This window comes from Paenibacillus chibensis, assembly GCF_004001045.1.
In the GTDB taxonomy this organism is placed as follows: Bacteria; Bacillota; Bacilli; order Paenibacillales; family Paenibacillaceae; genus Paenibacillus_AQ; species Paenibacillus_AQ chibensis.
This window is the reverse complement of the sequence record NZ_BIMK01000040.1, coordinates 50,362-61,898: the sequence shown is the minus strand read 5'-3', so window position 1 is coordinate 61,898 and position 11,537 is coordinate 50,362. Positions and strand designations below refer to the sequence as shown.

The window sequence follows — 11,537 nt, the reverse complement described above, 5'->3', positions numbered from 1 at the left end:
TTTTTCATATACATTAGATTAAAGAAGGACGGGTTACTTTTCCTGGATCATCATGATTTTGAGAAGCCATATAATAATACTTTAGTTCATGATATAAAGGGGAAAGTGATTTACCGGAATGTTTAAGTTCATGGTGTTTGTTTCTGTAGAGAAGTGCTTAAGTGGTGCGTGTGATGAAGTGTGCAAAGGGGAAGGCTTAGGGACGTACACAGCGGATCCAGGGCTTCGCAGCCATGGATGAGGGAAGAGGGCTTAAGACTATTTTAAGCTTACTTCGGTATAATCGATAAATTAATGTAACATTTTTGTTACCGACGCACCAAAAGTTGTAAGTATAATAATGAGTGTACATGTCAGGAGGTGCTTTTCGGATTATTGATGTTACGCGATCTTAGAAGAAGGAGGACATACATGCACAGACAATCATGGCTGCATGCTCTTCTTTTGTTTGGAATTGTTGTTTTGCTGATAACGGGCTGTGGAAAGACGGAGCCTTCCTGGACTAATTTTGAAGGAGCTGCCAATGAAAAAACCTTTCCAGTGCCCAAAGAAGCCAATCGAACTGACCGTAATGCAGGAAACACTAAAATAGATTATGTCCGCTATTCCATGAATGGCCTGAAAGAAGAAGATAGTATTCCTGATGCTTATTTGCAGAAGATTAAAGAATGGGGATGGAAAGAAAATACGGATGAGTCGGAGGATGCTTCAAGGGTTTTTGAGAAGCAGAACCGGATCGTTCATCTAACAATCCATGATAACTATTTCACGGTCACTGTTTTAGCTAAAGGAAAGGCGACAGTGAAAAGTACGGACTCTTCCAAACCATAAAGACCCGCATCCGAGGATGCAGGTCTTTTTCTATTTTGAGGCTATATATAGTTTACGTGCGTTATTGCTGATAGTAGCTGATATCTTGATTATTGAATTTGATCATTCCGTCTTGGCGTACACCTTTGAGCCGGGCATAAGCATAAAAACGGGGCAGCAGCAGCCAAAGATGCCAGAAAAGCAAGGAAACGACAAAGGACAGCGGTGAAACAAAAATAAAGATTAGAAAGAGCAGGAGGCCAATGGCCGTAATATAAGTATAAACTTTACGGAACAAGCGGAAACTGATATGTTGATCCGTTATGTACCCAATCCAGGGGATCTGCATGGAGAACTTCCAGCGTTTATGATAAGAAGCACCGGATAGAAGCAGGACGGAACGTGATATCACATAATGAATCCACAAGACCAGCGGCCCGGCCAATGCGAAGTAAAACAGGCTTGTCCATGAGATGAGAACCATTTCCGCAATAATGGCGATATAGGGTAGAAGGAGGTAGCAGCGAACCCAAATCCGCGTTACCGGTATTTTTTTAATTAATTTATAGTGGTAGAAGGTAGCGTTCATATGATTCTCCTCAGCCATAGAAAATAGCGTTCCTCCCTTGCAGGTCTTAATTCATATATCGGATTTTGATGGGCAATTATTTAAGTTTTCGGTACAAACACGCATAAAGTCGCAGGTGCATATGATTGGTGTAGGTCACTTGGGATATGAAATGACTATGAAAAGGTTTAAAATAATAGAAAATGAGCCATACTTCATAGTAATTAATGAAACAAGGTGGGATGGATGATGGAAGATCATACCGAACACGTCTGTATTATTTGCGGGCATGCGAAAGAAGAAGGCATTACGATCGTATCCCAATTCATTTGTGAGGATTGCGAAAGCGAAATGGTGCATACCGATGCCGATGACGCAAAATATCATTACTTTATTCATCAAATGAGACAAATCAGCATGAAAACCCATGTGTAACTCCAGCGACTTCAAGAATCCGATGATAAAGATAGATCATGCCCCGCATCGACGGCGGATAAGGGAGGGCCAACCGGCTGCTGCCCTTTTTTTGTGGGCTCGGCCAAAGGCGTAACACCATGTCTCAATAGCCTGATGGTTCAATTTACGATAAAATAGGGTAGAGATAGGAACCGGAAGGAATTAAAAGAATGAAACGCGAGAAACTGCAAAAAGAGCATGCGCCGCTGTATGAGGCGCTTTATGAATATAAAAACAGCAGACAAGCTTCATTTCATGTGCCCGGTCATAAAAAGGGAAGAGCCTACGCCCCTGAAGGCGGTGCCGGCTTCCTGGAACAAGTCATGGAGGCGGATGTCACGGAAATTACCGGGACGGATGATCTACATCATCCGGAGGGTGTTATACGCGATGCGCAGCAGCTGGCCGCGGAATGTTTTGGGGCAGAGGAGAGCTTTTTCCTGGTCGGCGGGAGCACGTCGGGGAACCTGGCGATGATTCTCACGGTCTGCACCAAGCCTGGGGACCTGCTGCTGGTGCAGCGCAATGTCCATAAATCGGTGCTGAACGGATTGATGCTGGCAGGTGCGGAAGCGGTATTCCTGCAGCCGCAGCTGGATGAGTCCAGCGGGCTCCTGACCGCCCCGGCCCCCGAGAAGGTCGCAGCGGCACTAGCCTCATATCCGGAGGCTAGAGGCGTACTGGTGACCATGCCAAACTATTACGGGATGGGAACGGATCTGGCGCCGATTGCCGAAGTCTGCCACCGGCACGATGTGCCGCTGCTAGTCGACGAGGCGCATGGCGCGCATTACGGGCAGCATCCGCTGCTGCCCGCCAGTGCTTTGGCCAGCGGCGCGGACGTCGTCGTCCAGTCGACGCACAAGATGCTAGCCGCGCTCACCATGGGAGCCATGCTGCATGTGCAGGGTCCGCGCGTGAATCGCGGACTGCTTCGCCAGCGGCTCGCCATGGTGCAGAGCTCGAGCCCATCTTACCCCGTGATGGGCTCGCTGGACCTGGCGCGGCGCCTCCTGCATGTGCAGGGCGCCGAAGCCTTCACGGCGGGGCTTGCCGCCGTGGAAGCGCTGCAGCGCGGCTTGGCGGAGCTGCCGCGCTTTGGGCTGCTGCAGCCGCAGGCGCGGCAGCAGGAGGGGCTGGCCGCCGGCTCCGCCGCGGCGGCCTACACCGCGCAGGACCCGTTCAAGGTGGTCATTTATGACCGCACCGGGGGCCTGAGCGGTTACGAGCTGCAGCGCCGGCTGGAAGCGCGCGGCTGCATTCCGGAGATGAGCGACGACCGGTATGTCGTCCTGCTCTACAGTTTGGGTTCGACAGAGGAGGACACCTGTCACCTTTTGGAGGCACTTACGCATATAGGTATAGAGAAGGCGGATGCCCAGCCAGCAAGTTTTTCGACTGGAGCAGATGCCTCCCCTGGTCATTCGATAGCGTATCCAAGCGAGGCAGAGAAGACATTTGTCGAATTTTCCACGTGGAACAATTCTCACACAAGCCACTTTTCTAAGCCGGTCCGGTTCTCTTTGACGCCGCTGGATCCGGATGAGATTGAAGCGGTACCGGTGCAGGTAAGCGCGGGCAGACGGGCTGCCGAAATGGTCATTCCTTACCCGCCGGGCATTCCGATGCTGTATCCGGGCGAGCCGATTACGGCTGCAGCAGCGGTCCATCTGCAGCAGCTTGCTCAAGCAGGCGCCAAGTGTCAGGGCGTGCAGGATCCGAAACTGGAGACGATACTCGTATACAAAGAATAGCAGAAAGCAGGGAACCATAGATGAACAAGGGCCAGGGCATATTCGTAACGCTAGAGGGAGGGGAGGGATCCGGAAAAACGACGGTCATCGGCAAGCTGAAGGATTACCTTGAGAGCCGCTCGATTCCCCATATCATTACACGCGAGCCGGGAGGCATCGAAATTGCCGAGAAAATACGCGAAATTATTTTGAATCCAAGCCATACCGCCATGGATTCGCGGACCGAGGCTTTGCTGTACGCCGCATCGCGCAGCCAGCATTTGGCGGAGAAAGTAGAGCCCGCGCTGGCGGAGGGCAAATTGGTAATGTGCGACCGGTTTGTGGACAGCAGCCTGGTTTATCAGGGGTATGCCCGAGGCATCGGGATGGAGGAGGTGTGGAGCATTAACCAGTTCGCCATCCATGACCGCATGCCTCAGCTGACCTTCTATCTCGATATTGAACCCGAAGCCGGATTGGCGCGGATCGCGGCCAGCCGTGAACGCGAGGTGAACCGTCTCGATCTGGAGGGACTGCCCTTCCACCATAAAGTACGGGAGGGGTATTTCATGCTTGCGGAGCGTTTTTCTGATCGAATTGTGGTGATTGATGCTTCGCAAACATTGGAAGAAGTCGAGAGGGATATCATCCGGAGCCTGGAAGAGCGGATTTTAAAGGATTTTTGAGGATCTTTGTCAAATAAGTAAGGTATGGCTTGTATTTGCGCTTTGCATGCAGGCTTCAAATCAAAAAGGAGGGAATGCAGAATGAAACTGATCATTGCGATTGTACAGGATAAAGACAGCAACCGTCTGTCGGGGGGACTGGTAAAAGCCAATTTCCGGGCGACCAAGCTGGCAAGTACTGGCGGGTTTCTTCGGGCGGGTAACACCACATTTATGATCGGGGTGGACGACAGTCAGGTTGAGGCAGTGATGAATGTCATCCGCAGCAGTTGCAAGGTTAGGGAGCAGCTTGTCACTCCGGTTACGCCGATGAGCGGCACGACAGATTCCTATTTGCCTCTTCCCGTTGAAGTTCAAGTGGGCGGAGCCACGGTGTTCGTGCTGCCGGTTGACCGCTTTGAGCATTTCTAAGTCACATTCACTTGTACTGGATTGTATATTAGATTCTTCGAAATATAATCATCCGAACGTCATTGAAGCTTTGCGGGATCAGCAAGGCTTTCGTTCGTAAATTCATGATGTGCGATGTATAAAGGCAGGAGATTATCGTGAAAATCAACCCGGGGTTTAGGCCCATCAAAAGCGAACTTCCGGTAACAGACAGTTCGGCAAAGCCGGTTCAGCAGAAATCCTTTCTTGACGTGATGCAGCAGCAGACGGCTAATGCTTCCCAGGAGGAGCTCGGGCGCCGGTTCAAAGAGATTCAGATGCAGGGCGACCGATTAGCCAAAGCGATGACCATTCGGGAGTTAAAGGCGTATCGTATGCTGGTCAAACGTTTTTTGGAGGACACGGTCAGACGCGGCGTTACGATGAAGGAAGCCCGGGGCTGGGACCGGCGCGGCCGGGGAAAGCGCTACAAGCTGATCGATGAAATCGACTCTGCCCTGCTGGGCATGGCGGATGAGATGCTGGACAGCGAGCAGGGCAAAATCGAACTGCTGCAGAAGATCGGCGAAATCCGCGGGATGCTCATCAATCTCGCATTTTGAAGAAATAGGAATGAACATTCGGCTCGACTCGTGATACACTAAGGTATATATAAAAGAACTAAAGGGGAAGTAAGCGTTCTTTCTTTCGTTCGATTTTTGAGCTATCTATCGAGCAGCATAAGACGATTTAAGAACTAGATTGAAGGAGAGATTTTGCGGCCATCCACGCTTGGATGTGCAAAATCATCAAAGGAAGAGAGGCAATATGTCTTTTCAGGATACACTAGGGCAGGATGCTGCCAAGCAAATGCTGCAAACTGCGCTCCGCAGCGACTCCGTCAACCACGCTTATATATTCAGCGGACCCGCCGGATGCGGGCAGATGAAGACGGCCATGACGTTTGCCCAGGCATTATTCTGTACCGAACAGGTGGATGATGCCTGTGGACAATGCCTCGAATGCCGTAAGGTTCTGCACGGCAACCATCCTGATCTTCATCTGCTGGCACCGGACGGATCTTCTATCAAAATCGACCAGATCCGCGAATTGCAGCGGGTCTTTTCCTATCGTTCGGAATCGAAAAATCCGAAGGTATATATTATTGACCATGCGGACACCATGACCGTACAAGCGGCAAACAGCCTGCTGAAATTTTTGGAGGAGCCGCCCGTTCCGGCGGTGGCCATCCTGATCACGGAGAATGGACAAGCACTGCTGCCGACGATTCAATCGCGGGCGCAGACGATTCCATTTTTTCCATTGAAACCGGCGTTAATGCTGCAGCAGCTGGTGGATGAGGGCTTTGCGCCAGTACTCGCGCGCTGTGCAGTGCAGCTGTCCTCTGGACTTGACGGATGCCGTGAGCTGATGGAGCAGAATTGGTTTGCAGAAATTAGAAACGTAATGTTACAATTAGGGAAGGAAGCTCTGGGAAGAGGCAGCTCCGCTCTGGTGACCGCAGGGCAGAAGGTGTTCAAAGCCGGACTTTCCGACCATCTGGATTACCTGTTTAGTTTGTTTCATTTGTGGTTCAAGGATATGCTTCACGTCCAATACGGAAAGCACGAAAGTATCGTTTTTATAGATCAGTTGGAGTTCTTATCCACACATGCTTCATCCCGCAGCACCGCACAATGGGTCTCCTATATGGATTTGGCCGCAGAGTGTAGGAAAAAATTGCGCTACAATGTGAACGGCCAACTTTGTCTTGAACAATTTTTGATCGGTTTGGAAGGATAGCTTCAAGGCCAGCCATTTTTCTCTGGCATACAAGGGGGTTAGTTTTTGTACAGTGTAGTGGGTGTCCGTTTTAAAAAAGCGGGCAAAATTTATTACTTCGATCCGCTGGATTTTCCGATTGAGAAAGATAACAGCGTTATCGTCGAAACGGCGCGCGGTATCGAGTACGGTAAAGTTGTCGTTGGAAAAAAAGAGGTGCAGGAAGCCGATGTGGTGCTGCCTTTGAAAAAAGTCATCCGCATCGCCGGTGACTCGGACGCACGAGTTGTGGAAGAGAACAAGCAGGCTGCGAAAGAGGCTTTTACCACCTGTTTAAATAAAATCCGTGACCATGGGCTCAAAATGAAGCTGGTGGACGTGGAATTTACATTCGACCGTAACAAAATCATTTTTTATTTCACGGCTGAGGGAAGAGTGGATTTCCGGGAGCTGGTGAAGGATCTGGCCGGGATCTTCCGGACCAGAATTGAGTTAAGACAAATCGGGGTACGGGACGAAGCGAAGATGTTGGGCGGTATTGGCCCATGCGGTCGCATTCTTTGCTGCTCCTCGTGGCTCGGCGATTTCGAACCAGTATCGATCAAAATGGCCAAGGATCAAAGCTTGTCGCTGAATCCGACCAAAATTTCCGGTCTGTGCGGAAGACTGATGTGCTGCCTGAAATTTGAGCATGATAATTATGAAAGTGTGAAGGAAGAACTGCCATCGGTAGGCAAAATCGTCATCACGTCCTTGGGCGAAGGCAAAGTCGTCGGAATTAACGCCGACGCACGTTCTGTTCATGTCCAGCTGTTTGAAGTCGGCAAGGTCAAGGAACTGCAAATGGATGACGTTGTCATTAAGTAGACCATAGGGTTACTTTCGAGGTGGAAACTTGGAAAAGAAAAGTATTTTTGCACACATTCAAGAAATGGAAACACAAATGGGACAGATCCACAGTGATCTGGGTGAAATGAAGCTGATCATGAAAGAGCTGCTGGAGGAGAATCATCGTCTGACGTTGGAAAATGAGCATCTCCGCAAAATCTTGAAGGAAGCTTTACCCGCTGAAGAAGGCATTGCTCTGCCGCAACCGCCTCATCCTTCGTTGAAGCCGGAGCATCCGAGTGACGTGGTCGGTGAAGGCTACGACAACTTGGCGCGGCTTTATCATGAGGGCTTTCACATTTGCAACGTCTATTATGGACATTTGCGCACGGAAGGCGATTGCCTTTTCTGCCTGTCTTTTTTGAATAAATGAGGCCGTAGGAGCGATTCCTACGGTTTTTTTTCAGGTAAACGGGACTCATGCGTTTATTCGATAGTCCGTAGCGAGTCGCACACGGGAAGTTATGTTGATGGATGGAATGGTAAAACTAGAGAACAACGGATAAAGGATAATGGAATGATGAATAAAGAACATACGCTATTAGAGCCATCGGAGCGCATTGACGATCTGCTGACCCATGATTTGCATATTATTCAAAGCGACGAGGTGTTCAGCTTCTCCATGGACGCTGTCCTGCTGGCCCGCTTTGCCGGTATTCCGCCGCGCGGAAAAGTACTTGATTTATGTACGGGCAACGGGGTGATTCCGTTACTCTTGACGACGCGTACAAAGGCCGAAATCGAGGGCATTGAAATACAGCCAAGGCTTGCCGGCATGGCACGACGCAGCGTGGCTTTGAATGATTTGCAGGATCGGGTTACGATCCGGGAAGGCGATTTGCGTGAGCTTCATAAGGAAACGGGGCATGGCGTGTACGACGCGATCACGGTGAATCCGCCGTATATGCCGTTAAACGGGAGCGACATCAAGCTGAATCCCCATCAGGCGATCGCGCGTCACGAAATCAGCTGCACGCTGGAGGAAGTCATTCAATCCTGCTTCAAATTGGTTAAGCCGGGCGGAAAGGTAAGCATGGTGCATAAACCGCAGCGGTTAGGCGATATTATGGCGCTTATGCGGCAATACCGTCTAGAGCCGAAGCGTATCCGTTTTGTCCACCCGCGCGCCCATTTGGAGGCGAATATGGTACTGATCGAAGCCATGCGGGACGGCAAACCGGAGGTTCGGCTGCTTCCGCCGCTGATCGTCTATGATGAGCATAATCAATATTGTCCGGAAATTATGGACATTTACTATGGTTCCAAAGAGGGAGAAGCATGAGTCTGACACGTCAAAGCAGCTTTCAAGAGCCGTCCAGTGGCAGCAAAGGATCCTTGTATCTCGTCGGCACGCCGATCGGGAATCTGGAGGATATGACTTTCCGGGCCATCCGGACGTTAAAGGAATGCGAGATTATCGCGGCAGAGGACACGCGTCAAACGCGAAAACTGCTGACCCATTTCGAAATCAGCCCGCAAATGCTGTTCAGCTACCATGAGCATAATAAGGCAGCCAGCGGACCGGAGCTGATACGCTATATAATAGAAGGAAAAAATTTGGCGCTCGTCAGCGACGCCGGTTTGCCGGCGATTTCCGATCCCGGCGCAGATCTTGTGAGGCTGGCGGTGGAGGAAGGAATCAGCGTCATTCCGATCCCTGGAGCCAATGCCGCATTATCATCCTTGATCGCGTCAGGCTTGCCGACGGAGCGGTTTACCTTTATCGGTTTTCTTCCACGGGAGCGTAAAGAGGTGGAGGCTGTACTTTCGTCATTCCGCGCAGCGCAGGGAACGTTATTGTTTTATGAATCGCCGCATCGGGTAATCAAAACCCTGAACGCGGTGCTGAGCGTATACGGCAACCGGCGGGTAGCACTGGCCCGGGAGCTGACGAAGCGTTATGAGGAATTTGTGCGCGGCAGCGTGGAAGAATGCCTGGCATACCTGGAAGAGCATCCGCCTCTGGGCGAATATTGCATCGTTGTCGAAGGGACAAGCGTAGAAGAAGAACAGGAGCAGCTATCGGCATGGTGGCAGAACTTGAGCATCGAGGAGCATGTGGCTCATTACGAGGCGGAAGGACATCCGCGCAAGGAAGCGATGAAAAAGACAGCGGGAGATCGCGGCGTTTCGAAGCGGGATATTTATAATGCTCTGATTTAACGGTTTTCCTTGGAAAATAATCGAAAGCATATGGCTCTTCAGCGGGGGATTGCCGCGTTAATGCACCCCCGCAGAGGAGAGCAACCGAAAAAACGGCAAAAAAATGTCTCCCAAGGCCGGGTTCATAGCCTAGGAGACACCAAGGAGATATGAAAAAGGTTAGAATTAACAAATAGAATAATACTATTATATACTAAAAAACTTAATTTGTCACAGGTGTTGGGATTTCCGAGATACATTCGTGGCAAACAATTTTTCCTTTGAAGTATGTCACGTTCTCAGCGTTTCCACAGAAGATGCAGGCTGGCTCGTATTTCTTGAGCATGATGCGCTCGCCGTCCACATAAATTTCCAAAGCGTCTTTTTCCCCGATGCCCAATGTGCGGCGCAATTCAATTGGAATAACGACCCGGCCCAGTTCATCTACTTTTCTTACAATACCAGTTGATTTCATCATAACTGATCATTGCTCCTCTCGCCATAGTTTAAAAGTGTCATAATTCGACAACGTTCTCTCTTTTATGATATCAATAATACCAACGATTCCCAAAACAGTCAACCTGGAAATTTGTCATCGAAATCTGTACAGATCGCGTATTTGCTGGGATATCACTCATATCAGGATTCTTTTCCCATTATATAAGGTTGGTAGGATAATGTCGATTTGGAAATCACTTTTTCTACCTTGAACGACACATTTCGACATAGATTGTCGAAAAAATTTCAAAATTATTTTAAATTATAGGTATTGAAAAGAGAGGAGCGGCTATTCATGCATACCTTGAATGAAGAAAAAGTTTTTAAAGACCCGGTACATAATTATATTCATGTGCAGCACTCGACCATTTGGCGACTGATCAACACCAGGGAATTTCAGCGGCTGCGGCGCATCCGCCAGCTGGGCACGTCGTACCTGACTTTCCATGGGGCAGAGCACAGCCGTTTCTCGCATTCGCTTGGCGTGTACGAAATTACCCGCCGGATTATTTCGCAGTTTGAGCGAAGCGGATACTCCGACTGGCCGAGCAGCGAGAAGCTGCTGGCATTGTGCGCGGCCCTGCTGCATGACCTCGGACACGGCCCATTTTCCCATTCCATTGAAGAGGCATTTCATATGGACCATGAGGAATGGACCCGCCGAATCATTCTAGGGGATACCGAAGTGAATGAAATCCTGACCGAGGTGGCCGTGGATTTTCCGGCTAAAGTCGCATCGGTTATCGCCAAGGACTATGTGAACCCGATCGTGGTAAATCTGGTATCGAGCCCGCTGGATGCGGACCGGATGGATTATTTGCTGCGGGATGCGTATTATACGGGGGTCAACTACGGCACCATCGATATCGACCGGATTCTCCGCATGCTGCGTCCCTATCAGGGAAGAGTCGTTGTGAAAGAATCGGGGATGCATGCCGTGGAGGATTACCTGATGTCTAGATATCAGATGTACTGGCAGGTTTATTTCCATCCGGTGACCCGCAGCTCGGAGATTATTTTGCGGCAGATTTTCCGGCGTGCCAAGGAGCTGTATACAGAGGGCTACGATTTTGGCTTTATGGTGAAGCCGCTTCCGGGACTTTTTGAAGACCGCCTCACGGTGCAGGATTATCTTCAGCTGGATGAAGCCCTGATTCAAACGGCATTTTTACAATGGACGACTGAAAAGGATGCGGTGCTGAGTGAATTATGCTGCCGTTTTATGCATCGCAGGTTGTATAAATATGTAGAGGTTGAATCGGTGGACCTAGAGATGATTGACGAAATCCGCAGAGCATTCAAACGGGCAGGACTGAACCCGGAGTATGATCTCGAGATTGATTTTCCGACGGATCTTCCGTACGATGTATTTCGTCCCGGAGACGAGGCCAGCCAAAAACAGATTCTCCTGCTGGACCGTGAGGAGCGGCTGCGTGAAATTTCGGAGGTGTCGGATATTGTCCGCTCGATCAGCGGCATTCACCGCGGCAAATACCACTTATATTATCCGGGGTCGAAGGTGAAGGATGTCATTTCTTCACTTCCCGACGCCGTATCCCATATTTTCAAGCGATAACGACAAATACTACAGGATTGCGAAGCCCT

The 11,537-nt window shown here is 50.0% G+C and carries 14 protein-coding genes; 12 read left to right on the top strand and 2 right to left on the bottom strand.

What is annotated here, in order from left to right; translation table 11 throughout:
- The first annotated feature begins 411 nt into the window (after positions 1-411).
- The gene (locus PCH05_RS24075) at positions 412-831 is read left to right on the top strand and encodes a hypothetical protein (RefSeq protein WP_127606714.1); all 420 of its coding nucleotides are present in this window, start codon (positions 412-414) and stop codon (positions 829-831) included.
- A 61-nt stretch (positions 832-892) separates the two neighbouring features.
- Here PCH05_RS24075 and PCH05_RS24070 read toward each other — a convergent pair whose 3' ends face one another.
- Entirely contained in the window at positions 893-1,417 is a 525-nt protein-coding gene (locus PCH05_RS24070; RefSeq protein WP_127606711.1) for a hypothetical protein, read from the bottom strand.
- 210 nt (positions 1,418-1,627) lie between these two features.
- On the opposite strand from PCH05_RS24070, the gene PCH05_RS24065 reads away from it, so the two are divergent.
- The 10 genes from PCH05_RS24065 (at position 1,628) to rsmI (ending at position 9,455) form a co-directional block, all read left to right on the top strand.
- Positions 1,628-1,813 carry a sigma factor G inhibitor Gin gene (locus PCH05_RS24065; protein ID WP_127606709.1) on the top strand — a complete coding sequence of 62 codons (186 nt, stop codon included), beginning with the start codon at positions 1,628-1,630 and terminating at the stop codon, positions 1,811-1,813.
- A gap of 191 nt (positions 1,814-2,004) precedes the next feature.
- Positions 2,005-3,588 (top strand): aminotransferase class I/II-fold pyridoxal phosphate-dependent enzyme, encoded by a 1,584-nt coding sequence (locus PCH05_RS24060; protein WP_127606707.1) that lies wholly within the window; start codon positions 2,005-2,007, stop codon positions 3,586-3,588.
- 20 nt (positions 3,589-3,608) lie between these two features.
- Positions 3,609-4,253, top strand: a complete 645-nt coding sequence (gene tmk / locus PCH05_RS24055) for a dTMP kinase (protein ID WP_127606705.1) — start codon at positions 3,609-3,611, stop codon at positions 4,251-4,253.
- Positions 4,254-4,334: 81 nt separating this feature from the next.
- The gene (gene darA, locus PCH05_RS24050) at positions 4,335-4,664 is read left to right on the top strand and encodes a cyclic di-AMP receptor DarA (RefSeq protein WP_127606703.1); all 330 of its coding nucleotides are present in this window, start codon (positions 4,335-4,337) and stop codon (positions 4,662-4,664) included.
- A gap of 137 nt (positions 4,665-4,801) precedes the next feature.
- Positions 4,802-5,245, top strand: a complete 444-nt coding sequence (locus tag PCH05_RS24045; protein WP_127606701.1) for a YaaR family protein — start codon at positions 4,802-4,804, stop codon at positions 5,243-5,245.
- Positions 5,246-5,450: 205 nt separating this feature from the next.
- Positions 5,451-6,425: a DNA polymerase III subunit delta' gene (holB, locus tag PCH05_RS24040; protein ID WP_127606699.1), complete on the top strand. Its 975-nt coding sequence runs from the start codon at positions 5,451-5,453 to the stop codon at positions 6,423-6,425.
- Between the two features lie 45 nt (positions 6,426-6,470).
- Entirely contained in the window at positions 6,471-7,271 is an 801-nt protein-coding gene (locus PCH05_RS24035; protein WP_127606697.1) for a PSP1 domain-containing protein, read from the top strand.
- A 28-nt stretch (positions 7,272-7,299) separates the two neighbouring features.
- On the top strand, positions 7,300-7,665 hold the full coding sequence (yabA, locus tag PCH05_RS24030) for a DNA replication initiation control protein YabA (RefSeq protein ID WP_127606695.1): 366 nt from the start codon (positions 7,300-7,302) through the stop codon (positions 7,663-7,665).
- 147 nt (positions 7,666-7,812) lie between these two features.
- Positions 7,813-8,574 (top strand): tRNA1(Val) (adenine(37)-N6)-methyltransferase, encoded by a 762-nt coding sequence (locus PCH05_RS24025; RefSeq protein ID WP_127606693.1) that lies wholly within the window; start codon positions 7,813-7,815, stop codon positions 8,572-8,574.
- Positions 8,571-9,455 (top strand): 16S rRNA (cytidine(1402)-2'-O)-methyltransferase, encoded by an 885-nt coding sequence (rsmI, locus tag PCH05_RS24020; RefSeq protein WP_127606691.1) that lies wholly within the window; start codon positions 8,571-8,573, stop codon positions 9,453-9,455. The genes PCH05_RS24025 and rsmI overlap by 4 nt, the downstream gene beginning before the upstream one ends.
- Positions 9,456-9,657: 202 nt before the next feature.
- On the opposite strand, the gene PCH05_RS24015 is transcribed toward rsmI, so the two are convergent.
- Complete coding sequence (locus PCH05_RS24015) at positions 9,658-9,912, bottom strand: AbrB/MazE/SpoVT family DNA-binding domain-containing protein (RefSeq protein ID WP_006207408.1); 255 nt, start codon at positions 9,910-9,912, stop codon at positions 9,658-9,660.
- A gap of 315 nt (positions 9,913-10,227) precedes the next feature.
- Between PCH05_RS24015 and PCH05_RS24010 the strand changes: the two genes are divergently transcribed.
- On the top strand, positions 10,228-11,508 hold the full coding sequence (locus PCH05_RS24010) for an HD domain-containing protein (RefSeq protein WP_127606689.1): 1,281 nt from the start codon (positions 10,228-10,230) through the stop codon (positions 11,506-11,508).
- Positions 11,509-11,537: the final 29 nt, after the last annotated feature.